Annotated in this window: 21 protein-coding genes; 10 read left to right on the forward strand and 11 right to left on the reverse strand. The window is 74.1% G+C overall.

Annotated features, from left to right (window positions below; translation table 11 throughout):
• Positions 1–285 precede the first annotated feature (285 nt).
• Positions 286–729 (forward strand): hypothetical protein, encoded by a 444-nt coding sequence (locus ACGF5T_RS25910; protein WP_361017311.1) that lies wholly within the window; start codon positions 286–288, stop codon positions 727–729.
• A 99-nt stretch (positions 730–828) separates the two neighbouring features.
• Here the strand turns inward: ACGF5T_RS25910 and ACGF5T_RS25915 are convergent, their stop codons facing one another.
• Complete coding sequence (locus ACGF5T_RS25915) at positions 829–1,992, reverse strand: S1 family peptidase (RefSeq protein ID WP_356609550.1); 1,164 nt, start codon at positions 1,990–1,992, stop codon at positions 829–831.
• Positions 1,993–2,357: 365 nt separating this feature from the next.
• Here ACGF5T_RS25915 and ACGF5T_RS25920 point away from each other — a divergent pair, with 365 nt between their 5' ends.
• The 7 genes from ACGF5T_RS25920 to ACGF5T_RS25950 all read left to right on the forward strand — a co-directional run bounded on the left by ACGF5T_RS25920 (position 2,358) and on the right by ACGF5T_RS25950 (position 9,816).
• A complete protein-coding gene (locus ACGF5T_RS25920; RefSeq protein WP_356609552.1) occupies positions 2,358–2,864 on the forward strand; it encodes an SRPBCC family protein in 507 nt (168 codons plus the stop codon).
• Positions 2,857–4,476, forward strand: coding sequence for an NAD(P)/FAD-dependent oxidoreductase (locus tag ACGF5T_RS25925; protein WP_366767411.1), 1,620 nt, complete (start codon positions 2,857–2,859; stop codon positions 4,474–4,476). The genes ACGF5T_RS25920 and ACGF5T_RS25925 overlap by 8 nt, the downstream gene beginning before the upstream one ends.
• Before the next feature lie 46 nt (positions 4,477–4,522).
• Positions 4,523–5,401, forward strand: coding sequence for an SDR family oxidoreductase (locus tag ACGF5T_RS25930; RefSeq protein ID WP_366767410.1), 879 nt, complete (start codon positions 4,523–4,525; stop codon positions 5,399–5,401).
• Positions 5,402–5,783: 382 nt separating this feature from the next.
• Positions 5,784–7,301, forward strand: coding sequence for a phytoene desaturase family protein (crtI, locus tag ACGF5T_RS25935; protein WP_366767409.1), 1,518 nt, complete (start codon positions 5,784–5,786; stop codon positions 7,299–7,301).
• Positions 7,298–8,305, forward strand: a complete 1,008-nt coding sequence (locus ACGF5T_RS25940; protein WP_361017306.1) for a phytoene/squalene synthase family protein — start codon at positions 7,298–7,300, stop codon at positions 8,303–8,305. The genes crtI and ACGF5T_RS25940 overlap by 4 nt, the downstream gene beginning before the upstream one ends.
• Positions 8,302–9,312 carry a DUF5914 domain-containing protein gene (locus ACGF5T_RS25945; protein WP_361017304.1) on the forward strand — a complete coding sequence of 337 codons (1,011 nt, stop codon included), beginning with the start codon at positions 8,302–8,304 and terminating at the stop codon, positions 9,310–9,312. The genes ACGF5T_RS25940 and ACGF5T_RS25945 overlap by 4 nt, the downstream gene beginning before the upstream one ends.
• A gap of 15 nt (positions 9,313–9,327) precedes the next feature.
• Positions 9,328–9,816 (forward strand): MSMEG_6728 family protein, encoded by a 489-nt coding sequence (locus tag ACGF5T_RS25950; RefSeq protein ID WP_356609564.1) that lies wholly within the window; start codon positions 9,328–9,330, stop codon positions 9,814–9,816.
• Positions 9,817–9,821: 5 nt separating this feature from the next.
• Here the strand turns inward: ACGF5T_RS25950 and ACGF5T_RS25955 are convergent, their stop codons facing one another.
• Positions 9,822–10,544 carry a hypothetical protein gene (locus ACGF5T_RS25955; RefSeq protein WP_392889342.1) on the reverse strand — a complete coding sequence of 241 codons (723 nt, stop codon included), beginning with the start codon at positions 10,542–10,544 and terminating at the stop codon, positions 9,822–9,824.
• A 242-nt stretch (positions 10,545–10,786) separates the two neighbouring features.
• Here ACGF5T_RS25955 and ACGF5T_RS25960 point away from each other — a divergent pair, with 242 nt between their 5' ends.
• Positions 10,787–11,725 (forward strand): DMT family transporter, encoded by a 939-nt coding sequence (locus ACGF5T_RS25960; protein WP_356609567.1) that lies wholly within the window; start codon positions 10,787–10,789, stop codon positions 11,723–11,725.
• On the opposite strand, the gene proP is transcribed toward ACGF5T_RS25960, so the two are convergent.
• The 7 genes from proP to ACGF5T_RS25995 all read right to left on the reverse strand — a co-directional run bounded on the left by proP (position 11,689) and on the right by ACGF5T_RS25995 (position 21,010).
• Complete coding sequence (proP, locus tag ACGF5T_RS25965) at positions 11,689–13,155, reverse strand: glycine betaine/L-proline transporter ProP (RefSeq protein ID WP_392889344.1); 1,467 nt, start codon at positions 13,153–13,155, stop codon at positions 11,689–11,691. The two genes, ACGF5T_RS25960 and proP, sit on opposite strands and share 37 nt — an antisense overlap.
• A 231-nt stretch (positions 13,156–13,386) precedes the next feature.
• Positions 13,387–14,721, reverse strand: coding sequence for a lipase family protein (locus ACGF5T_RS25970; RefSeq protein ID WP_366767407.1), 1,335 nt, complete (start codon positions 14,719–14,721; stop codon positions 13,387–13,389).
• 428 nt (positions 14,722–15,149) lie between these two features.
• Entirely contained in the window at positions 15,150–17,222 is a 2,073-nt protein-coding gene (locus ACGF5T_RS25975) for an iron ABC transporter permease (protein ID WP_366767406.1), read from the reverse strand.
• 7 nt (positions 17,223–17,229) lie between these two features.
• Complete coding sequence (locus tag ACGF5T_RS25980; RefSeq protein ID WP_366767405.1) at positions 17,230–18,213, reverse strand: iron-siderophore ABC transporter substrate-binding protein; 984 nt, start codon at positions 18,211–18,213, stop codon at positions 17,230–17,232.
• Entirely contained in the window at positions 18,210–19,070 is an 861-nt protein-coding gene (locus tag ACGF5T_RS25985) for an ABC transporter ATP-binding protein (RefSeq protein ID WP_356609577.1), read from the reverse strand. Before ACGF5T_RS25985 ends, ACGF5T_RS25980 begins: the two co-directional genes overlap by 4 nt.
• A 102-nt stretch (positions 19,071–19,172) precedes the next feature.
• Positions 19,173–19,736, reverse strand: a complete 564-nt coding sequence (locus ACGF5T_RS25990) for an MSMEG_1061 family FMN-dependent PPOX-type flavoprotein (protein WP_366767404.1) — start codon at positions 19,734–19,736, stop codon at positions 19,173–19,175.
• Positions 19,737–19,831: 95 nt separating this feature from the next.
• Positions 19,832–21,010, reverse strand: a complete 1,179-nt coding sequence (locus ACGF5T_RS25995) for a spore photoproduct lyase family protein (RefSeq protein ID WP_366767403.1) — start codon at positions 21,008–21,010, stop codon at positions 19,832–19,834.
• A 157-nt stretch (positions 21,011–21,167) separates the two neighbouring features.
• Here ACGF5T_RS25995 and ACGF5T_RS26000 point away from each other — a divergent pair, with 157 nt between their 5' ends.
• A complete protein-coding gene (locus ACGF5T_RS26000) occupies positions 21,168–21,353 on the forward strand; it encodes a hypothetical protein (RefSeq protein ID WP_053126814.1) in 186 nt (61 codons plus the stop codon).
• 18 nt (positions 21,354–21,371) lie between these two features.
• Here the strand turns inward: ACGF5T_RS26000 and ACGF5T_RS26005 are convergent, their stop codons facing one another.
• The gene (locus tag ACGF5T_RS26005) at positions 21,372–22,163 is read right to left on the reverse strand and encodes an SAM-dependent methyltransferase (RefSeq protein WP_356609583.1); all 792 of its coding nucleotides are present in this window, start codon (positions 22,161–22,163) and stop codon (positions 21,372–21,374) included.
• Between the two features lie 114 nt (positions 22,164–22,277).
• On the reverse strand, positions 22,278–22,919 hold the full coding sequence (locus ACGF5T_RS26010; RefSeq protein WP_361017290.1) for a sugar O-acetyltransferase: 642 nt from the start codon (positions 22,917–22,919) through the stop codon (positions 22,278–22,280).
• Between the last annotated feature and the right edge of the window lie 4 nt (positions 22,920–22,923).

The raw sequence follows: 22,923 nt of genomic DNA on the forward strand, positions 1-22,923 counted from the left end.
GTCCGGGACAGGGAGACACGTCGCGGTGCGGGGCCGGTACCGCGCTCCTGGAGGGAGCGCCCCCGTCCCTTGCCAGGCCGTGGAGCGCCCCCCGGGGCCGGGTCTCCGCGGGGCCACGGAACGGCGTCCGGCCGGCGCGCCCCGCACGGTCGTGGCGCCGGCCCGCCGTGACCGGTTGTCACCCCGGCCGGTACGGCGCTCGGCACCCCGATGGGACAATCCTTCCGCAGGACCGGTGTCCGACGCCGTGGTCGGAGCCGTCCGGGACCGGAGGGAGCCGTCAGGATGATCGAGTGGGTGCCGCTGAGCCACGGCGTGAGACCCGTCCCCCGCCCGGTCGGGGCTCCCCTGGTGTGGGCGTGCGCGTTCAGCGGCGCCCTCGTCCTCGTCACGCTCCTCAACGGCACCGTGGGGGTGGGCCGTCCCGGACTCGCGCTGGCCGTGCTCTCGCTGCTGGCGGCGCTGCTGGGCATCTGGGCGCGGTTCACGGCGGCCCCCGGAACGGCCCTGCTGTGCTGGCTCTCCCTGAACGGCTTCGCCGTCCCGCCCGCCGGCACGCTGACCTGGACGGGCCGGCGGGACGCGCTCTGGCTGGCCTGTCTGCTCGGCGCGGCCCTCGTCGGCACGGCGTTGGCCCGCCTGGTCCACGCACGGGCCGCCTACCGTCGGCTGACCACGGCGTCCGGCCCCGAGACGACGGAGCCGGGCGTGGGTCCGCTCGACCTCTGACCCGTGCCCGGCCGCCTCCGACCCGGGCCCGGCGGGCGGTCGGGGTCCGGCGAGGAGGGCCCCGCCGGAGGTTCGGCGGAGCCTTCCCCGACGTCCGGATCAGGCCGTGTGCAAGGTCAGCCCGTAGCGGTTCAGGATCTCGTTGACCGGCTGGAACCAGGTCTCCCCGCCGCTGGAGCAGTTCCCCCAGCCGCCCGAGGTGACGCCCTGCGCCTGGTCACCGCTGAGGAACGAGCCGCCCGAGTCCCCGCCCTCGGCGCAGACACTGGTCTTGGTCATCTGGCGCACCGCGCCCTGGCTGTAGTTGACGGTCTCGTTCTTGGCCAGCACCGTGCCGCAGTGCCAGCGGGTGGTCGAGCCGGAGCGGCAGATCGAGGCTCCGACGGGTGCCTCGTTCGAACCGCGCACGAGCTGGTCCGGCACCGTTCCCCAGCCGAGCACGACCGGCACCGTCCACCAGCCGCTGCCGACGCTCACCCAGGCGTAGTCGTTCTCCGGGAACGACGAGCCCTGGAAGGTGCCGATGTACGAGCGGTCCCAGCCGCTGACCCCGGCTCCCGTGCCGCCGCAGTGCCCGGCGGTGACGAACCCGCCGTGCACCGAGAAGCCGATGGAGCACCGGACGTTGCCGGTGTAGTACGGGTCGCCGCCGACGGTGCCCGCCGCGAAGGTCCGGGGAGCCGACGGCACCGACCGCACCGTGACGGGCCCGGCCTCGCGTGCCCGGTCCACGAACCGCCGGACATCGTTGTCGGAACGCTCGCCGCCGACCACGTCGACGACCACCGTGTTGGCGGACGGGTCGACGCGCCAGCTGCTGACGCCGGCGGGCGCGTCCAGGCGGTCGATGCGTGCCATGGCCGCGTCGAGCTGCCGTGCGCTGTGCTCGACGGTACGGACCTGCGCGCCGGTGGCACCCACCGCCCGGACCGTGGCGGCGGGCGCGTCCGAGGTGAGGGCGACGGTCAGCCGCCCTGTCGCCGCGTCGAACCAGGATCCGCCGAAGGCGCCCCCGGCGGTCCGGCGTGCGGTGGGTTCGAGGGCGGTGGCGCGGCGTTCGGCCGCCAGCCGGTCCTCGGCCTCGGCCCGGGTGAGTCCGAAGTCCCGCTCCATGGCGTCGAGGAGGCCGGTGGAGGCTGCCGGGGCCTTCGCGGCGCCGGTGGGGGAGTCGGCCGCCGAGGCCGGCAGGGTGCCGACCGCGGTGAGGCTGCCGAACAGAAGGAGGCCGGCCAGGCCGAGGTGCCTGAGTCTGCTGCGTCTCACAGGAGTTGCCCTTCGTCGTTCCAGCTAGGTGGGGGTGGAACAACCGCGTTCTGAGAGCGCTCTCATCGGGTTGTTCCGAGCGTAGCCGGACCACACCGACAGGTCCATGCCAATGCAGGGCCTTTCCGTGCGGTGTCCGTACCGTTCGGCAGCAGGCAGCAGGCAGCAGGCAGCAGGCAGCAGGCAGCAGGCAGTAGGCAGCAGGAGGCACGGGCAACCGTCCCCGCTCGCCTCCCCGGCGGTCCGAGCCGCGCCGGGGCTTCCGCGGCCGGGCGCGTCCGGGAAGTCGCCCGGTTGGCCGGTGACGTACGGGGCACTCAGTGCTGCGTCCTCGCAGTGACGGCTACTGGGCGTGGGAGGCACGCGTGGCGGTGCGGCATCGGTTGGTCCAGGCGAGCCCGCAGGCGGTGTGGGACGTTCTCGCGGACGGCAACGAGTACGCGGACTGGGTGGTGGGCACCTCGGACGTCACCCCCAAGTCCGGACGGTGGCCGGAAGTCGGCGCGACGATCGAGTACGAGGTCCGGCTCGGGCCGGTGCGGCTGCAGAACGAGTCGGTCGTCCGGCGCTGCGAGCCGGGCTCCGTGCTGGAGATCGAGGCCAAGGCGGGCGTGCTCGGCACGGCACGCATCGCCATCGAACTGCGTCCCTGGGGCGAGCAGTGTCTCGTCATCGTCGACGAGCACCCGCTGCGCGGCCCCGGCGGCCTGCTGCACAACGTGGGGGTGGAGGCGCTGATCCAGGTGCGGCACCGGGCGATGCTCGCCCGGCTCGCGAAGCTGTGCGAGGCCGAGGCGGGGGAGCAGCGCCGGCCGGACCCGGCGGACTCGCCCGGCTCCGTGAAGTTCGAGCCGGGAGCCGGTCATGCCTGACGCGGTCGTGATCGGCTCCGGACCCAACGGCCTGGTGGCGGCGAACCTGCTCGTGGACGCCGGCTGGAGCGTCGAGGTCCTGGAGGAGCAGCCCGAACCCGGCGGGGCGGTGCGCCACGACAGCGAGGTCGCCCCCGGGTTCGTCAACGACCTGTTCAGTTCCTTCTACCCGCTCGCCGCCGCCTCCCCGGTCCTCGCCGGGCTGCGCCTCCAGGACCACGGACTGCGCTGGGGGCACGCCCCCCATGTGCTCGCCCACCCCCTGACCGACGGCACCTGCGCCGTCCTGGACCGCGACGTCGCCACCACCGCCGCCTCCCTGGACGCCTTCGCGCCCGGGGACGGCGCCGCCTGGGACCGGCTGCACGAGGTCTGGGACCGTTACCGGGCCGACATCCTGGACGCCCTGTTCACCCCCTTCCCGCCGGTCCGGGCCGGTGCCCGGCTGGCGCTGCGGCTGCGCGGCGGGGGCGGGCTGCGGCTGGCGCGCACCCTGGTGCTGCCGGTGCGGCGCTTGGGCGAGGAGGAGTTCCGCGGCGAGGGCGGAAAACTGATCCTGGCGGGCAACGCCCTGCACGCCGACCTCGCGCCCGAGGCCGCCGGCAGCGGCGGTTTCGGCTGGTTGATGTCGATGCTCGGCCAGACCTACGGCTTCCCCGTGCCGGTCGGCGGCTCGGGGGCCCTCACCGCCGCGCTGGTGCACCGGCTGCGGGCCCGCGGCGGCACCCTGCGGTGCGGGCAGCGCGTCGAGCGGGTCCTGGTCCGGGACCGGCGCGTGGCGGGCGTCCGCACAGTCGGCGGGGAGACGGTCACCGCCCGGCGCGCCGTCCTCGCCGACGTGTCCGTGCCCGCGCTCTACGGCGAGCTCGTCGCCCCGGAGCACCTGCCCGACCAGGTCCTCGCCGACCTGCGGCGCTTCGAGTGGGACTTCGCCACCTTCAAGGTGGACTGGGCCCTGGACGGCCCGGTGCCCTGGCGGTGCGAGGACGCGGCGCGGGCCGGGACCGTGCACCTGGCCGACGGCCTCGACGAGCTGACCCGCTTCGCCGCCCAGATCGCCATGCGACAGGTCCCCGACCGTCCGTTCTCGCTGTTCGGGCAGATGACCACCACGGACCCGTCCCGCTCCCCGAGCGGCACGGAGTCCGCGTGGGCCTACACCCACGTCCCCCACGACATCCGGGCCGACGCGGGCGACGAGGGCATCACCGGCAGCTGGGACGCCAAGGAGCAGGAACTCATGGCCGACCGCGTCGAGCGCCAGGTGGAACGCTTCGCGCCCGGCTTCCGGGGCCTGATCCGGGCCCGCCGCATCCTGGCCCCGCCGACGCTCCAGGCCATGAACGCCAACCTGGAGGGTGGTGCCATCAACGGCGGCACCACCGCCATGCACCAGCAGCTCGTCTTCCGGCCCGTGCCCGGCACCGGACGGCCGGAGACACCGGTGACCGGCCTCTTCCTGGCCTCGGCGGGCGCGCACCCGGGAGGCGGGGTGCACGGGGCGCCCGGCGCCAACGCCGCGCGCGCCGCCCTGCGCCAGCACCGCTTCGCGGGCCTCGCCCGCGCGCAGCGTGCCCTCACCCGTCGCAACCGCATCGGCGACAAGCGGTGAGACGCCCGCCCGCGACACCCGTGTTCCCCGAGGAAGGGTCGGCCCGGTGACAGACAGCCCGCTGCACCACCGCATCGTCGTGGTGACCGGCGCCGCGCGCGGACTGGGCGCCGCCCTGGCCCGCGCGTGCGCCGACCGGGGCGCCCGGATCGCGCTGCTCGGCCACGAGAAGCCGCGGCTGGACGACCTGGCGGTCCAACTGCCGACGCCGGCCGTCGCCGTCGAGGTCGACGTCACCGACCCCGTCGCGCTCGACGCCGCCGCTCACGAGGTCCGCGCACGCCTGGGCACGCCGTCGGTGGTGGTGGCGAACGCCGGCATCGCCGAGGGCGGACCCTTCGGCACGTCGGACCCCGCCGAGTGGAGCCGCGTCGTCGACGTGAACCTGACCGGCAGCGCCCACACGGCCCGGGCCTTCCTGCCGGACCTGCGCCGCACCGCGGGGTACCACCTCCAGATCGCGTCGCTCGCCTCGCTCGGCGCCGCCCCCATGATGAGCGCCTACTGCGCGTCGAAGGCGGGTGTGGAGGCCTTCACCCACTCACTGCGCGCCGAGGTGGCCCACCACGGGATCGCCGTGGGCATCGCCTACCTCAACTGGATCGACACCGACATGATCCGTGACGCCGACCGGTACACGGTCCTGCGCGAGCTGCGGGCGCACATGCCGGCTCCGGCCCGCCGCACCTTCCCGGCGGAGCACGTCGCCGCCCGGCTGGTGCGCGCCGTGGAGCGCCGCCGCACGGCCGTGTACGTGCCCGGCTGGCTGCGCCTGGCGCAGGTGGGGCGTACGACCCTGCCGCCGATGGTCCTGCGTCTGTCCCGGCACGAGCTGCCCCGGCTGGAGGCGGAGGGTGCCATGGACCCCACCGGCCCGCTCGGCGCGGGCGGGCTGGCCGACCACGCGGAGGGGGCGGGGGCGTAGAGCCGTGCACGCGCCGGGGCGCCGCCCTGCCGCCGTACCCACCCCCGTACCCACCGGCGTGCCCGCGGGGCACGGCTGCCGCGCCTTCCGGGACGGGACGCGTGTCCGCCGGGCGGGTGACTGCCGGGCGGGAACGGGCCCGGGCGGCGTCGCTCCCGAGGCGGCGGGGGAAAGCATGACGCCGAGTCACCCCAGCGGCCCGTGGCCGCCGCCGGACGGTGCATCCATCGAGCGCCGCCCGGCCGAAGTAGCCGCAGCAGCCACCGTGCCCGGCACGGCTCACGCCGCGGCCGACGACGAGAGGACCCGGGATGCGCCCCAGCACCGCAGACGACGGCGGTCGACAGCCGCGTGAGCGGCCGTCCGCCGGAAGGGGCTCGCGATGACCCGGACGGTTCCCGGACGCACCGACCACGTCGTGGTCGTCGGAGCCGGGCTCGCGGGGCTGTCGGCCGCGCTGCACCTGCTGGGCTCCGGGCGACGGGTGACGGTGGTGGAGCGCGACCCGCTGCCGGGCGGCCGTGCCGGGCGGCGCGAGCGGGGCGGATACCTGTTCGACACGGGCCCGACCGTCCTGACGATGCCCCATCTGGCCGACGAGGCGTTCGCCGCCGTCGGCGACCGGTTGGCCGACCGGGTGGAACTGATGCCCCTGCACCCCGCCTACCGGGCGTGCTTCGCCGACGGCGGGACGCTGGACGTGCACACCGAGGCGGCCGCCATGGAGGCCGAGGTCGAACGCTTCGCCGGCGCACGCGAGGCCGCCGGGTACCGGCGGCTGCGCACCTGGCTGCGGGAGCTCTACACCGTGCAGATGCGCCGGTTCATCGACGCCAACTTCGACTCGCCCTTCGGCCTGCTCACCCCCGACCTGGCCCGGCTCGCCGCGCTCGGCGGCTTCGGCCGGCTGGACGCGCGCATCGGACACTTCCTGTCGGACGAGCGCCTGAAACGGGTCTTCTCCTTCCAGGCCCTGTACGCCGGGGTCGCACCGGCCCGGGCGCTCGCCGCCTACGCCGTCATCGCCTACATGGACACCGTGGCCGGCGTGTACTTCCCGCGCGGCGGCATGCACGCCCTGCCCCGCGCCATGGCCGCCGCGGCCGTCGACGCCGGGGCCGACCTGCGCCTCGGACAGGACGTCACCCGTCTGGAACGCTCCGGCGACCGTGTCACCGCGGTCGTCACCGCCGACGCGCGCATCCCGTGCGACGCCGTCGTCCTCACCCCCGACCTCCCCGTCGTCCACCGGCTGCTGGGGCGCCGTCCGCGCCGCCCGGTCGGGCTGCGGCACGCCCCCTCCGCAGTCGTCCTGCACGCCGGCACCACCCGCACCTGGCCGCACCTTGCGCACCACACGCTCTCCTTCGGCGCCGCGTGGCGACGGACCTTCGACGAACTCACCCGGACCGGCACCCTGATGACCGACCCCTCCCTGCTCATCACCCGCCCCACGGCGGGCGACGCCTCCCTGGCCCCCGAGGGCCGCCACCTCCACTACGTCCTCGCACCGTGCCCCAACACCGACATCGGCCCGGACGCCCGGGCCTGGGACGACCTCGCGCCCCGCTACCGCGACCGCCTGCTCACCACCCTCGAACGCCGGGGTCTGACCGGCATCGCCGCCGCCATCGAGGAGGAATGCCTGGTGACACCGGCCGACTGGACCGCCCAGGGGCATGCCGCCGGCACGCCCTTCTCGGTGGCCCACACCTTCGCGCAGACGGGCCCCTTCCGCCCCCGCAACCTGGTGCGCGGCACCGAGAACGCGGTCCTCGCGGGCTGCGGGACCACCCCGGGCGTCGGGGTGCCGACCGTGCTGATCTCCGGGAAGCTGGCCGCCGCCCGCATCACCGGCACGCCGGCACGCCGTACGACGTCGAAGGGCGGCCCCCGGTGACCCGGCGCGAACTGGACGCCGCGGGCATCACCGACCCCGCCCTGCGCGCCGCGTACACCCGCTGCCGGCTGCTCAACGCCCGGCACGGACGCACCTACTTCCTGGCGACCCGTCTGCTGCCCGCCGATCGCAGACCGGCCGTGCACGCGCTGTACGGGTTCGCGCGGTGGGCCGACGACATCGTCGACGACATGGGCGCCGAGGCGACGACCGCCGAGCGCGCGGCCACCCTCGGACGGCTCGAAGGGCAACTCCGGCAGGCGCTCACCGGCATCCGCCCGGCGGACGAGCCCGTGGTGGTCGCCCTGACCGACACCGCCGCCCGGTACGGCATCGACCCGGCGCACTTCACCGACTTCATGGCCTCCATGCGCAGCGACCTCACGGTGACCGACTACCCCACCTACGACGACCTGCGCGCCTACATGCACGGCTCCGCCGCCGTCATCGGCCTGCAGATGCTGCCCGTGCTCGGCACCGTCACCCCCCGCGCCCGGGCCGCCCCGCACGCCGCCGCACTGGGCCTCGCCTTCCAGCTGACCAACTTCCTGCGGGACGTGGGCGAGGACCTCGACCGGGGGCGCGTCTACCTCCCGGCGGACCTGCTGGCGGCACACGGCGTCGAGCGGGACCTGCTGCTGTGGAGCAGACGGACGGGGCGCCACGACCGGCGCATCACCGCCGCGCTGCGGGCCGCCGAGGACCTCACCCGCGGCGTCTACCGCGAGGCAGCCCCCGGCCTGGACATGCTGGACCCGGTGGCACGGCCCTGCATCCGTACCGCCTACGTGCTCTACCGCAACATCCTGGACTCGATCGCGCGGGACGGGTACGCGGTACTGCACCGGCGTGCGGTGGTGCCGCGTCGCAGGCGCGCGGTCGTCGCCGCCGACGGGCTCGCCCGGGTGCTGGCCGCCCGGCTGGGGGCGCGGGGCGCCGCCGACCGCCGGAGATCGCCGGTGACGTGCAGGAACGACGCCTGCTCCGCGAAGGAGGCCGGATGAGGCAGGACCCCGCCCCCCGCCGGGGCCGCTACCCCCTGCGGCTGCGCCGCCGCCCCGTGCCCTGGCAGCACCAGCGGCCGACCTGGCGCGAGGCGCGCCCCGCCCTCATCGCGGGGGCGCTGGGGCGCGCCCTGGCCCGCCCCTCGGGCAACTGGTACGTCCTGGGCGCGAGCACCGACGTACGGCCCACCCGCCCGCTGTCCGGCACGGTCGCGGGCGTCGAGGTCGTGGTCTGGCGGGACGCCACGGGGCGTCTGGTGGGCGGACCCGGCGCCTGCCCCCACCTCGGGGCCCCGCTGGCCGACAGCCCGGTGCGGTGCGGCACGCTCGTCTGCCACTGGCACGGACTCGCCCTGGAGGGCACCGCGTTCGCCGGCTGGGAGCCCTTCCCGGTGCACGACGACGGAGTCCTGGTGTGGGTGCGGCTGGACGCGGTGGGCCAGGAGCCCCCGACACCGGCGCCCGTCCTGCCGGTGAGGCCCGCGCGGGCGACGTCCCTGACCTCCGTCTGGCGGGGGGTCGGTATCTGCGAACCCGAGGACGTCGTCGCCAACCGGCTCGACCCCTGGCACGGCGCCTGGTTCCACCCGTACTCCTTCGTGGACCTCACCGTCGTCGGGGCGCCCGGTGACGGCGAGGACGACGACCGCTTCGCCGTGGACGTGTCCTTCCGGCTCGCCGGACGTCTGGTGGTGCCCGTCCGGGCCGAGTTCACCGCCCCCGAGCCCCGCACCGTCGTCATGCACATCACCGAGGGCGAGGGCACCGGGTCCGTCGTGGAGAGTCACGCCACGCCGCTCGGCCCGGACGAGCACGGCCGGCCGCGCACCGCGGTCGTCGAGGCGGTCCTGGCCACCTCCGACCGGCCCGGTTTCCCGGTGGCCCGCCGCCTGGCACCGGCCCTGCGCCCGCTGATGCGCGCCGCCGCCGGCCGCCTGTGGCGCGACGACCTCGCCTACGCCGAGCGCCGCAGGCAGCTGCGGGACCAGGGCCGGTTCCCCGGCTGACCGGACAGGAGCAGCATGCAGACCTTCCTCCCGCACCCGGACTTCGCGGAGTCCGCGCTGGCCCTGGACCGCCGCAGGCTGGGCAAGCAGCGGGTCGAGGCGCTCCAGGTGCTGCGCGGCCTGACCGTGCCCGGCTACGGCTGGCGCCGGCATCCGGCGGTGCGGATGTGGACGGGCTACGAGGAGGCACTGGTGCGCTACGGCCTGGAGGTCTGCCGGGTCTGGCGGGAGCAGGGCCACCAGGACAGCTGCGCTGCCTCACTCGTCGCCGGTCTCGCCGTGTGCCGTCCGGGTGAGCCGGTGCGGGACCAGCCGGAGCTGGCGCGCGCCGGGGAGCTGCCGCCCTGGCTCGGGGACGAGGCCTTCCACCGCAGCCACCGCTCGGCGCTGGTGCGGAAGGAACCCGAGGTGTACGCCGAGCTGTTCCCCGGCGTCCCGGACGACCTGCCCTACGTGTGGCCGGCCTCGGACCGGACGGGCGGGACGGAGGAGGCGGGGGAGTAGCGGGATCAGGCCCGTTGCCCGCCGGCCACTTCCTTCATGTCGACGGTCTGGTCGGCCGGCGGCTGCTCGGGGCTCACCGGCTTGCCGTAGTCGCTGAAGGTGACGCTGCCCGGGTTCTCGCCGCCCTCGGTCTCGGTCCTGAGGATGTAGGGCTCGCCCTCGGTGGCGACGTACAGCGCGAGCGTCTCGCCGGAGCTCTTCTCCTTCGTCAGCTTCAGCGCCTCCTCGCCGTTCACCTCCGTCGTGTCGCCGCGCTTCATGCCCTGGCGCTCCGACTTGTCCTCGTCCATGGCGGCGACGAAGCCCCGCTTGTCGCAGACACCGGCGGCCGCGGCGTCGTTCGCCGGCATCTTCACCCACTTGCCCTGGAGCCGGGGGGCCATCTTCCGTGCCGCCTCGGGCTGCTGCTTCAGGGCGTTCTGCCAGTACTGCTCGTCCCCGCGCAGGAAGAGGGTCGCCTCGGTGTGCCGCACGTCCGCGCGGGTGTCCGCGGCGCCGATGGTGCCCTGGCAGTTCTTCTCCTGGTCGACCGAGACGTCGATGGTGACGGTGCTGCCGTCCCCCAGACGGGTGTCGCCCTTCACGTGCATGGACTTCGCCTGCCGGGTGGCCTCGACGGCCTTCGCGGCGATGTCGTCGGCGCTCTGCCCGTCGAACGGCTTGCCCTCGCCACCGGAATCGCCGCCGCAGCCGGCCAGTAAGGCGACGGAGACGCTCGCGGTCGCCACAGCGGTCGCTACCTTGATGCCGCGCACTGACAGCCCCTTCCCATGTCTGTTCATAACCGTCAAATCCCTTGGTTTGCCGATGTGTTGGCACCGGGACGTTCCGAATACCCCGAATACCCGCGACATGCACGTGAAGGAGGATCGGTGATGACCGTGTGAGGGCCGGCGGCCTCGATTGGTCCCCGAAGCCGCCCCGGAAGTGGACCCCGTGCGGGGTCGTCGCGCTCCCTAGCGTCGTCGTCATGAACGCCACCACCACGCGCGGAGCCCTGCTCGCCGCGCTCGCCTGCGTCCTCGTCGGAGGCTCCTTCACCGCCAACAGCCTGCTCGGCGACTATCCGTACGCGGGGGGCCAGTTCCTGCGTTACGGCCTGGCCTTCCTGCTGCTGGTCCCGTTCGCCGGCCGGGGTGCGGCGGCCCGGCTGCGTGCCCTGGGCGCCGGCCGGTGGCTGCGCCTCGCACTGCTCGCGGCCGTCGGCATGGTCGGTTTCAACCTGGCCGTGCTCGCGGCGGAACGCAGCGCGGAGCCGGCGGTCCCCGGCGTCTTCGTGGGCTGCGCCCCCGTGGTCGTCGCGGTCCTCGTCCCGCTGCTGGACGGGCGCCGGCCGAGGCGCGTCGTGCTGTACGGGGCGTCGCTCGTGGCCCTCGGGGCCTTCACGGTCCAGGGCTGGGGACGCACCGACGGCGCGGGCATCGCCTTCTCCGTGTGCGCCCTGGTCGGGGAGGTCGGTTTCGCCGTCCTCGCGGTGCCCGTACTGCGGCCGCTCGGCCCCCGGTTGCTGTCCACGGTGGTGTGTGGCGTCGCGGCGGCCGAGTCGGCGGTGGCCGGCGTGGCGGCCGACGGCGCCGGGTGGCTGCGACGGCCGGACACCACCGAGACCGGGGCGCTGCTGTGGCAGGCGGTGGTGGTCACCGTCGTCGGGTTCGTCTGCTGGTACATGGGCATGCAGCGGATCGGCGCGGAACGGGCCACGCTGTACTCCGGCCTGATCCCGGTCGCCGCCGCCTGCACCGCGCCGCTGGTCGGCACGGGCTCCTACGGTGCCCCGCAGGCCGTGGGCAGCGCCCTGGTCTGCGCCGGTGTCGCCCTGGGCTCGGGCGTGTCTCTCCGCCTCGCCCGCCGGGGCGGTGCCCCGGCGAAGCGTCAGCGGACCTCGGAGCGCTCCTTGGAGAGGCTGTAGAGGTCCTTCGAGGTGGTGATGAGTTCCCGCCGCTCCTGCCGGGAGCCGACCATGGGCTGCGAGCCGTTGAGCGGCACCTGGGCGCTCTCGGGCAGGAAGCGCACGGTCACCAGGCCGATGACACCGGCCACCATCAGGTAGAAGGCGGGCACCAGGTCGTTGCCGGTGACGCTGACCAGCGCCTCGGTGAGCAGCGGCGTGGTACCGCCGAAGGCCGCGACGGCGAAGTTGAAGCCGATGCCCATGGCCGCGTAGCGCACGGCCGTCGGGAACAGGGCGGGAAGGGTCGCGGCGCTCGGCGCGGCGAAGCAGGCCAGCAGGGTGGACAGCAGCAGGACACCGGCGACCGGCGTCCAGGTGCCGTCCGCCCTGAGCAGCAGGAAGGCCGGTACGGCGAGGACGATCATCGCGACGGCTCCCACCGCGTACAGCGGGCGGCGGCCGACGTGGTCGCTGAGCCGGCCGAGGAAGGTGATCAGCAGCACGATCCACACCATGCCGATCAGCACCAGCACGTCGGCGAAACCGCTGGAGCGGCCCAGCGTCTCCGTCTGGTACGTGGGCAGGTAGCCCGTGACCATGTAGTTGGTGACGTTGTAGAGCAGCACCAGGCCCATGCAGATCAGCAGCGGGCGCCAGTGGTCCCTGATGATGGTCCTGAACTCGCTGCCCGCCGACTCCTGGGCGAGGCTCTTCTCGTGCTCGTCGAGCTGCTGCTGGAAGGCGGGGGACTCCTCCAGCCTGAGCCGCATGTACAGGCCGATGAGGCCCAGCGGACCGGCGATCAGGAACGGGACGCGCCAGCCCCAGTCGAGCATCTGGCCGTCGGTCAGCAGCAGGTTCAGCACGGTGACCAGCGCCGAGCCGAGCGCGTAACCGACGAAGGTGCCGAAGTCGAGCCAGCTGGAGAGGAAGCCGCGCCGCCGATCGGGTGAGTACTCGGCGACGAAGGTGGTGGCGCCGCCGTACTCGCCGCCGGTGGAGAAGCCCTGGAGCATGCGGGCGAGCAGCAGCAGGATCGGGGCGGCGATGCCGATGCTCGCGTAGCTCGGGATGAGGCCGATGGAGAAGGTGCCGATCGCCATCAGGATCATGGTCGTGGCGAGCACCTTCTGCCGGCCGAGACGGTCGCCGAGCGGGCCGAAGACGAGGCCTCCGAGCGGGCGCACGACGAAGGCGGCGGCGAAGGTCGCGAAGGACGAGACGACCTGGGCGGTCGGGGAGGCGTCCGGGAAGAACACCTTGCCGATGGTGGCGGCCAGGTAGCTGTAGACGCCGAAGTCGAACCACTCCATGCAGTTGCCGAGCGCCGAGGCGCCGACCGCGCGCTTGAGGAGGGGCCCCTCGACGACCTGGACGTCCTCCTCGCGGAAGGCCCGCCTGTTGCGACGGAGCCGACGGGTCAGCTCCTCGCGCACCTGCCGCGGCATGTTCGCGACCGTGCTCGGAACCCTCGCCCGCCCCGGGGGAGCGGACCCGCCGTCAGGCTTCGCGTCCTCCACGCCGCCGCCTCTCTCTCGCCTCACCATGATTCGCCTGAGCGAATTCTGTGCCGCGATGATCGTTCGGCGCATGCCGGAGCTGCTGCCCGGGTGCGCGCCCGTCCCATGCGGGAGCCCCGGCGGACGTCCGCCGGGGCTCCGTACGCGCGCGGGTAGGGCTCAGGGCTGTACGGGCATGCTCCAGCAGTTGGAGCCCGCCGGCTCACCGGAGAGCCGGTCGGTGAGCCAGGAGATGGCCTTGCCCTGGTCGGCGAGGAGCGGGGCGAAGTGGTTGAGCAGACCGCTGCCGACGCCCGGCAGCACGACCGGGTCGTAGGTGACCTTCGCGCCCGCGCCGCACCAGTCGACGGCCAGTTGGCGGGACTGCCGGTGGGGGACCAGGTCGTCGCTGACGCCGGTGGCCACGCGCACGGGCCCGGCCGGCTTGAGCGTGCCGATCCGCTGTTCGGCCAGGAATGCCTGGAGGGTCGGCTCGGCCCGGATGATGTCACCCAGCGACTGCCCGGTCTTCGTCCATGCCGTGCTGCTGTCGCCCCCGTACGCGAAGAGCGCGTCGCCGACGCACATGGTCGACAGGTCCTTCAGCGCGGCCTCGCCCGCGGCGTTCACGTACCGCTCGGCGATGGGCCGCAGGGCGGGCTCGGTCTGCAGGAAGCCGTTGAGCGACCACCCGAGGGCGCCCGCCAGGTCGCCGCCGTCGATCGCCTCGGTGACCTTCGTCAGGTCGGCGGGCGGAGCGCCGGCGTAGGTGCCCGCCAGCGGGACGTCGGGTGCGTAGGACGGCTGGAGTTCGGCCGCCGCGGCCGTCGCCCCGCCGCCCTGGCTGTACCCGAACAGGCCGACGCGGGAGTCGGGGGTGACCGACGCCGAGTCCAGGGAGCGCGCGGCGCGCACCGCGTCGAGCACGGCGTGCGCTCCGTCCACGCGGTTGACGTAGGTGTGCAGCCGGTCGGTGGTGCCGAGGCCGACGTAGTCGGTGACGACGACGGCGACACCGCGCAGCAGCAGCCGGTAGACCGACAGGTCCTCGTAGCCCACCGAGACCGTCTCGCCGTTGAGCAGCAGCGGGTGTTCCAGGGCCATGGAGGCGGCGCACTGGTCGCCCTGACCCATGGTGCCGGGCGCGACGGCGACCAGGGGCCGGGGCCCCTCGCCGCGCCACTTCGCGGTCGGCTCGATGTAGGCGCCGGTCACGGCGACCGGTTCGCCGTTGGCGTCGGTGGACTTGTACATCATCCGGGTGGCCCGCCCGGGGAGCGGGCCGCCCAGGCTGGGCAGGCTGAGCGCCAGGCGCAGCGGCTCGCTGCGGATCAGCGCGCCGTCGGCGCCCGGCAGCGTGGACGGCGGGGTGTAGAAGGCGGGGATCTCGACACCGCGGGACACCTCCGTGGTACCGGCGGCCGCTCCGCCGGCCGCTGCGGCCGGGACGGCCTGGGCGCCGAGGGCGAGTGCGACGGTGACCGCCGCGGCGAGCGTGCGGGGGCGTGGGGGCATGGCGAACCTCCTGGGGAAGGGCCGGAACCGGTCGTCCGCGGTCCGGGGGAGAGAGGGCCGTGGTCGCGCTGCTCCTGTGGGGTGACGGGACCGTACCCGGCCAGGAGTTACCGTGGGTAGCACCATGCTCATTACGGTTGAGTAACTTGACGCGTCGTCTAACAACGGTGACCGAGGACCCGCGGCCGGCGGGGTGGCTGCCGAGGAGGATCGGGTCGTGCGAGGCGTCGATCGGGCGACCGGTGAGGGAGCCGGGCGCCCGCGGCCGGACCCTCCGGGACGCGGACGGCGTCCACCACGGCGTCGCACCGGCCGCGACCGTCGACCGGACGGCGCCGTCCGGTGCTCCCCGCCACCCGGCACCACGCCGGGTGCCGGGGAGCACCGAGCGCCTCCCCGCCACCGGCGTCCTCGGGACTGCTCGCCGGCTACCGGCGGCTGCGCACCAGGAGGTAGAGGAAGTACGGCGTGCCGATGATCGCGGTCATGAGGCCCGCTCCCAGCTGGGCCGGGGCGATCACGGTGCGGCCGATCAGGTCGGCCGCGCACACCAGCGAGGCGCCGAGCAGGATCGCGACCGGCACGACCCGTACGTGCCGGCGGCCCACGAGGGCACGTGCCGCGTGCGGGGCCACGAGCCCGACGAACGCGATGGTGCCCGCGCAGGCCACGGCCGTCGAGGTGAGCACGACGCTGAGCACCAGGAAGCCGAGGCGTCCCGGGGCCAGCCGCAGGCCCAGCAGCCGTGGGGTGTCCTCGTCCAGCGAGACCAGGTCCAGCTCGGTGCGCCGCGCGACGGCCACCACGATGCCGATCGCCAGCGCGCCGGCCACCAGCGCGATGTCCGGCATCGTGCGCCCGTACGTCGAACCCGACAGCCAGGTCAGCGCCTTGGTGGCGTTGAACGGGTCGGTGAGCACGATGAGCAGACTGATGAGCGCCGTGGTCGCGGCGGCGACGCCGATGCCGACCAGGACCAGCCGGTTCTGCTGGAACCCGCCGCGGGCGGCGAGCCCGAAGACCAGGGCCGCGGTGAGGCCGGACCCCGCGAACGCGGCGCCGGCCACCCCCCAGGTCCCGGCGACCGGCGCGGTGGTCACCAGGATCACGGCGCCCAGCGCGCCGCCGCCGGTGACACCGAGGACGCTCGGTTCGGCCAGCGGATTGCGGGTCACCGCCTGGACCAGCGTGCCGGCCAGGGCGAGCGCCGCACCGGCACAGAGCGCGGCCAGCACCCGGGGAACCCGGGTGTCCAGCACGAAGGACACGGTCCGTCCGGCGTTGCCCTGCGCCCAGTTGACGACGTCCCCGAGAAGCAGCTTGCTGTCGCCGACCAGCACGGCGGCGATCACCAGGCCGACCAGGACGGCCGTCAGGGCGGCCACGGTGGCCAGGAAGACGGTCCGGCTCGGGATGCGCAGCCGGTCCGGGGCGCCGGACCCGGCGGTGTCCCGCAGCCGCAGTGCCATCGCGACCAGGAAGACGGCGCCGACCAGGCTGGTGACCACGCCGGTGGGCACCGCCACCGACAGGTCGTCCTTGATCAGCGACCGCAGCAGCACGTCGGAGCCGAGGACCAGGGCCATGCCGGTCAGCGCCGCCGCCGGCATCGCGACGCGGGAGCGGGCGAAGCCGCGGAAGTGCCGGGAGAGCGGACGGATCAGGGCGGGCGCGCACAGGCCGACGAAGCCGATGGGCCCGGCGAGCGTGACCGCGGCCGCCGACAGCAGCGCCGCCAGGACCACGACGGTGACCCGGGTGGCGCGGACCGGGACGCCCAGCCCCCGCGCCGCGTCGTCGCCGAGGGCCAGGGCGTCCACCCGACGGGCCGTCAGCATCAGGCCGACCAGTCCGACGAGGGCGATGGGCAGCATCTGGAGGACGCCGTCGAAGCCGTTCTGGGCGATGCTGCCCTGGTTCCACTGGTAGAGGCCCTCGGTCTGCTCGGGGAAGAGCAGGAGCAGGCCCTCCGTCATGGAGTTCAGGCCCAGCATCAGCGCCGTGCCGGCGAGGACCAGCCGGACGGTGCCCGTGCCGAGGCCGGAGAGCCCGAGCACGACGGCCGCCGCGAGCAGTCCGCCGAGGAAGGCGACGCCGGAGGAGGCGATCATCGGCAGCGAGACGCCGGTGGCGCCGGCGAGCCCGAGCGCCAGGTAGGAACCGGCGTTCACGGCCAGGGTGTCGGGGGAGGCCAGCACGTTGCGGCTGACCGCCTGGAGCACCGCCCCGGCCATCCCGAGCGCGGCGCCGACCAGGAGGCCGGCGGTCATCCGGGGCAGCCGGGAGGCGATGACGACGGACGCGTCGTCGGGGTCGGCCTGCCCGGTCAGGGCCTTGAACACGTCGGACGGGCCGACGGCGGCGGTGCCCTGGGCGATGTCGACGACGGCCAGGGCGGCGACCAGCAGGACGAGCCCGGCCGTCACCGCTGCCGCGCCCGACCGGGGCGTGGGAGCCTTCGTCGAGGGACGGGCAGCGGGTTCGGTTGCGGTGACGGCCATGGCCTCGCTACTTCGTCAGCGCGCCGACGACGGCGTCGATGTACGCCTCCATCGACCCGGGACCGCCGAACATCCAGATGCCGTCGTCGAGCCGGTGCACGTCGCCGGCCTTGACGAAGGGCAGGGACTTCCACACCGAGTTCTTGGCCAGGGCGCCGGTGAACGGGGTGGCGCTCGGGTCGTCGTCGTTGCCGATGTAGGCGAAGTGCACGTCCTCGGGCAGGGCGGTCAGGCCCTCCACGTCGGTGGTGCCCAGGCCGTAGGCCTCGTCGCCCTTCACCTTCCAGGCGTTGGTCAGGCCGACCGCCTCGTTGACCTCACCGAGGAGCGAGGTCGCGGTGTAGGGGCGGATCGAGACCTGGTTGGAGGCGACGTAGCCGTCCGCGAAGGCGATCTGCTCGCCGGCCAGTCCGGCGTCGGCCAGGGCCTTCTTGCCCTCGGCGACCTTCGCCTCGAAGCCCTCGCGCAGCGTCTTGGCCCGGTCCGTGGTGCCGGTGGCCTTGGCGATCAGGTCCACGTTCTCGAGCATCTGCTCGATCTGGCCGGCGCCGTCGGCGGACGTCACCTCCATCACCGGGGCCACCTCGCGCAGCTGCTTCACCGCGGCGGGGGGCAGGTCGGTGGTGGCGACGATGAGGTCGGGGGCCAGGGAGGCGACGGTGTCCATGCTCGGCTCGCCGCGCGTGCCGATGTCCTTCGGCTCGTTCTTCAGCGGTACGGCGCTGTCCCAGGTCTTGTAGCCCTTGACGTCCGCGACGCCGACCGGGTCGACACCCAGGGAGACGAGGCTCTCGACGACGTTCCACTCGGTGGCGACGACCTTGGTGGCCGGGCCGTCGAGCTTCACCTCGGTGCCCTTGCCGTCCTTGAGCGTGATGGCCTCGGAGGCCTTCTTCTCGGACTTGTCGGCGGCGGGTTCGGTGGTGCCGCAGGCGGCGAGGGTGAGCGCCGCGGCGGTGGTGGCGGCCGCGGTGAGCAGGAGGCGTCTCATGAGGTGGTGCCGAGCCTTTCGGTTCGTATGTGGTGGCGGCCGATCGGGCGGGTGCGCAGCCGGCCGGTGAGGGGGTCGGTGTCGACGTCGATCCGGATGCCGTAGACGGCCGTCAGCCGCTCGGGCGTCAGGACGTCCTCGGGCGTGCCGTCGGCGACGATCCGGCCCGCTTCGAGCAGGGTGATCCGGTCGGCGACGGCCGCGGCCTGGTCGAGGTCGTGCAGCACGACGCCGACGGCGATGCCGTGGACGTCGGCCAGGTCCCGGATGAGGTCGAGGAGTTCGACCTGGTAGCGCAGGTCGAGGTAGGTGGTGGGTTCGTCCAGGAGCAGTACGCCGGTCTCCTGGGCGAGGCAGCTCGCCAGCCAGACCCGCTGCAACTGACCCCCGGAGAGGTGGTCGGCGCCGCGGTCGGCGAGGCCGTCGACGCCGGTGAGGGCCAGCGCCCGGTCCACGGCGGCCGGGCCGTCCGGGTCCGGCCGACCCCAGCGCCCCCGGTAGGGGTAGCGGCCGAACTCGACGACGTCGCGCACGGTCAGGCCGCCCGGCGTCGGGCGGCCCTGGGTCAGCAGGGCCACGTACCGCGAGAACTCACGGGACGTCAGCGCCATGCCGTCGGTGTCGCCGTCGATCCGCAGCGTGGCGCTTCGGGCCCGCTGAAGCCGGGCGACGGTCCGCAGCAGCGTCGACTTGCCGCTGCCGTTCGGCCCCACCAGGACGGTCACCTCGCCGGGCCGCAGCCCGATCGCCGCGTCGTGCACGACGTCGGCACCGTCGTACGCGACGGTCACGCCCGTGGCCGAAAGCTCATGTCCGCGCAGGCGGCCGCCGCCGGCTTCGTCTTCACCAGATCTCACGTGGCGAAGGTTAGCCTAACCTAAAAAGAGCTGGTAGAGGCGGGGCTCACACGGTGTCCCGGCGGCCGTGCGGCGGGCGGGCCGACCGGGCCCCCGGCTGGCTCAATTCGCCTGCCAGGTCTGGGGTTTCCACACGCCCGACCGGTTCAGGGACTGCGGGCAGTGGAGGTAGATCTCGTCGATCCGCAGGACCAGCGCGAGGTCCGGTCGGCGCCCGTCCCGGGCCATCGCGTCGAAGAAGGGCGCGTCGGTCAGGATGCGGGCCCGGCCGTTCACGCGCAGCACCTCCTTGCCGCCCGGGACGAGGTACAGCAGGCCCGCGTGCGGGTTGTCGAGGATGTTGTGGAAACTGTCCCCGCGCCGGTTGCCCGGCCGGTCCGGCAGGACGAGGGTGCCCGGGTCCAGGACGTGCGTGAAGCCCGGCGCGTCGCCGCGGGGTGACACGTCGCAGTTGCCCGCGGCATCGGAGGTGGCCAGCAGGCAGAAGGGGGAGCGGGTCAGGATGTCCAGGTCCGCGTCCGTGAGCCGGTCGTGCACCTTGTCGATGACGACGGGCCAGGGCTCGCCCAGCAGTTCGCGCAGCTCGGCCCGCGAGCCGAGTTCGGCCCAGCCCTCCTCGTTGACGGTGCCCGGTCGGTTTCCGGTCGCGTCGATCGTGTGCGGCAAGGAAGGCTCCAAGGGTTCGTGCCGCCGGGGGTGTCGAGCCCCGGCCGTTGGTTGCACAGAAAACATTATCTGATGTTAGGTTCGCCTTACCTGCCTCAGAACGCGTACCGGATGCGCAGCCAGGGCGTGTGCGCGTCGACCAGTGCACGGAGCCGGGCGACCGCGTCGGCTTTGACGCTGTTGCGGTACCGCACGTTCAGCGCACCGTTCTCGGACCGCTTGGCCTGCTGCAGGTCGGTTCGCCACAGCACCTCCTCGGCGCGCGGGTGCCAGCCCAGGTTCACCTCGTGCAGCTCCCGGTTGTGCGTCAGCATGATCACCTCGGCGGCGGCCTGCCGCTTGACCCGGTCCGGCAGGACGTCGTCGAGGTGGCGCAGCAGCTCCGCCCAGGCCTCCTCCCAGCCCGGCCGCAGGACGACGGGGGAGAGGTTGAAGTGCACCTCGTAGCCGGCGTCCAGGAAGTCGGCCGCGGCGGCGATCCGCTCGGCGACCGGCGAGGTGCGCAGGTCCAGCAGCCGGGAGTCCTCGGGCGGCATCACGGAGAAGCGGACGCGGGTACGGCCCCGGGGGTCGAGGGCCAGCAGGTCGGGATTGACGAACTTGGTGGCGAAGGACGCCTTGGCCGTCGGCCACTGGCGGAAGGCATGGACCAGATCCGCGGTGTTGTCGCAGATTAGGGCGTCCACCGAGCAGTCGCCGTTCTCCCCGATGTCGTAGACCCAGGCCTCGGGGTCGCACTGGTTCGGCTCCGGCTTCGGGCCCTGCCGGGCGATGTGCCGGCCGATGTGGGCGATGATCCGGTCGATGTTGGTGAAGACCGTGACGGGGTTGGCGTACCCCTTGCGCCGGGGCACGTAGCAGTACGCGCAGGCCATCGCGCAGCCGTTGGAGGCGCCGGGGGCGATCCAGTCGGCGGACCGGCCGTTGGGCCGGGTGGCCGGCGCCTTGCGCTCGCCCAGCACCAGTGTCTCGCCCTTGACGCGCACCCAGCGCTCCACGTTCCCCTCGTTGCCGTGCAGGCCGGGGATGCGCCAGTGTGAGTCGACCTCGATCACCCGGGCGTCGGGGAACCGGGCCAGGACCTGCCGGCCGCGTTCGGACGCCGCCGCCGCCGGTTCCGCGTGGATCTCCCGGACCGGCAGCAGACGGCGCGCGGTCGCCGAGTCCCGGAAGAGCGGTCCGGCGGGGGCGGGGGCCGGCGGACCGGGGACGAGCGCGTCCAGGCCGAACAGGGTGCCGGAGCCGTCGCCCGGCGCGGAGGACGGGTCGTGCATGAGGTCTCCGGAGCGCTGGTGCGGAGGGACCGGACGGTGGTGCCGCGGTCCCCGTCCCTCCACTGTACGAAGCGCGCGACGACGGCGGCCGTGTCACGCGGCCCGTCGGGGGCATACGCGTTCCACGGCACCGCCCCGGTGCCCCCGATCCGAAGGGATGTACACCGTGCTGGCCATCATCGCGGCGGTCCTGTTCCTCATCGCCTGGCTGATCAACGCGGCGGAGGTGTCGACCAACGACGTCTTCACCTCCACCAACGTCATGCTCGTCGGCCTCGCCCTGCTGGCCCTGCACGTCGCCGGCATAGGCAGCGGCTGGGCGGCCCGGGGGCGCCGCCGCTGAGCCGCCGCCCGGTCCCGGTCAGGGAATGCGGGCGACGCCCGCGTAGATACCGCTCTCCTCCGGCGCGGGCCGCTCCTGGTCCGCGCCGGACCATTCGGTGGCGGTGACCAGCCCGGGCGGCAGCAGCTCGAGTCCGTCGAAGAAGCGGGCCACCTCCGTGCGGGTGCGGAAGCCCAGGCGGATGCCGCCCTTCGCGTACTGGGCGATCACCTGCTCCGCCAGCTCGGGGAAGATGTCGATCGCGGCGTGCGACAGGACGAGGTGGCTGCCCGACGGGAGCGTCTCGACCAGCCCGCGGACGACGCCGTGGGCGTCCTGGTCGTCCGGCACGAAGTGCATCAGGGCGATCAGCGACAGCGCGACGGGGCGGTCGAAGTCCAGGATCTCGCGGGCGCGCCGCACGATCTCCGCCGGCTCGCGCACATCGCCCTGGATGTAGTCCGTGGCCCCCTCGGGGCTGCTCACCAGCAACGCCTCCGCGTGCCGCAGCACGATCGGGTCGTTGTCGGCGTAGACGACCCGGGCGGCCGGAACCGTCCGCTGGACGATCTGGTGGAGGTTGGGCTCGGTCGGGATGCCCGTGCCGATGTCCAGGAACTGGTCGATGCCCCGGGCGGCCAGGTGGGCGACGGCGCGGTTCATGAAGGCGCGGTTCTGCCGCGCCGCGGCCCGCGCCTCGGGCGGCAGCGTCTCGCCCACCGCCTCGTCGACGGGGTAGTTGTCCTTGCCCCCGAGCAGCCAGTCGTAGACCCGGGCCGGGTGCGCCCGGCTGGTGTCGATGTGGGGAGGCTCGGAATGGTCCGTCGTCATGGCAGGCTCCGTGGTCCGGGAGGTGACGCATCGCCGCGATTTTCGATCATCGTACTGCTCCGCGGAGGGTGCCACGGGCCGGGCGTGCGGCCGGAGTTGACGGTCGCCGCGGGATCACTCGGCGGCCCGGCGCGCGGGGCGGGGCGGACGGTGGGCCCACTCCCGGTCCGCGTCCGTGATCTCGCGTGTCACCCGCGCCGGGTTCCCGGCGACGACGACCATGGGCGGCACGTGGGCCGTCACCACACTGCCCGCGCCGACCACCGATCCCCGGCCCACGGTGACCCCGGGCATGAGCAGCGCGCCGGCCCCGATCCACACGTCGTCCTCGATGCGCACCGGCGCCGAGAACTGCGTCCCGTCCCGGCGCAGGTCCGGGTGGACGGGGTGCCCGGTGGTGCTGACGGTCACGTGCGGGGCGAACATCACCCGGTCCCCGACGAGGACCTCCACGTCGTCGACGAGGGTGAGGCCGAAGTTGGCGTAGACGTCGTCGCCCAGGTGCACACGGTTGCCGTAGGCCACGTGCAGCGGCGGCTCGATGCACACGCCGCTGCCCACGGAGGCGAACAGCTCCTCCAGGAGGGCCCGGCGGCCCTCCTCGTCCCGGGCCCCGGTCCCGTTGTAGGCGTCGGCCAGTTCCTTGCCCCGCAGGCGTTCCTGCGCCAGCCCCTCCAGGCCGGGCGCGCCGTCCGAGTACAGCTCCTGCGCCGCCATCCTGCGGCGGACCTCCCTCTCGCGCGGGTCGGTCGTCATGCGT

The organism is Streptomyces sp. NPDC047853 (assembly GCF_043204535.1).
Taxonomy (GTDB): Bacteria; Actinomycetota; Actinomycetes; order Streptomycetales; family Streptomycetaceae; genus Streptomyces.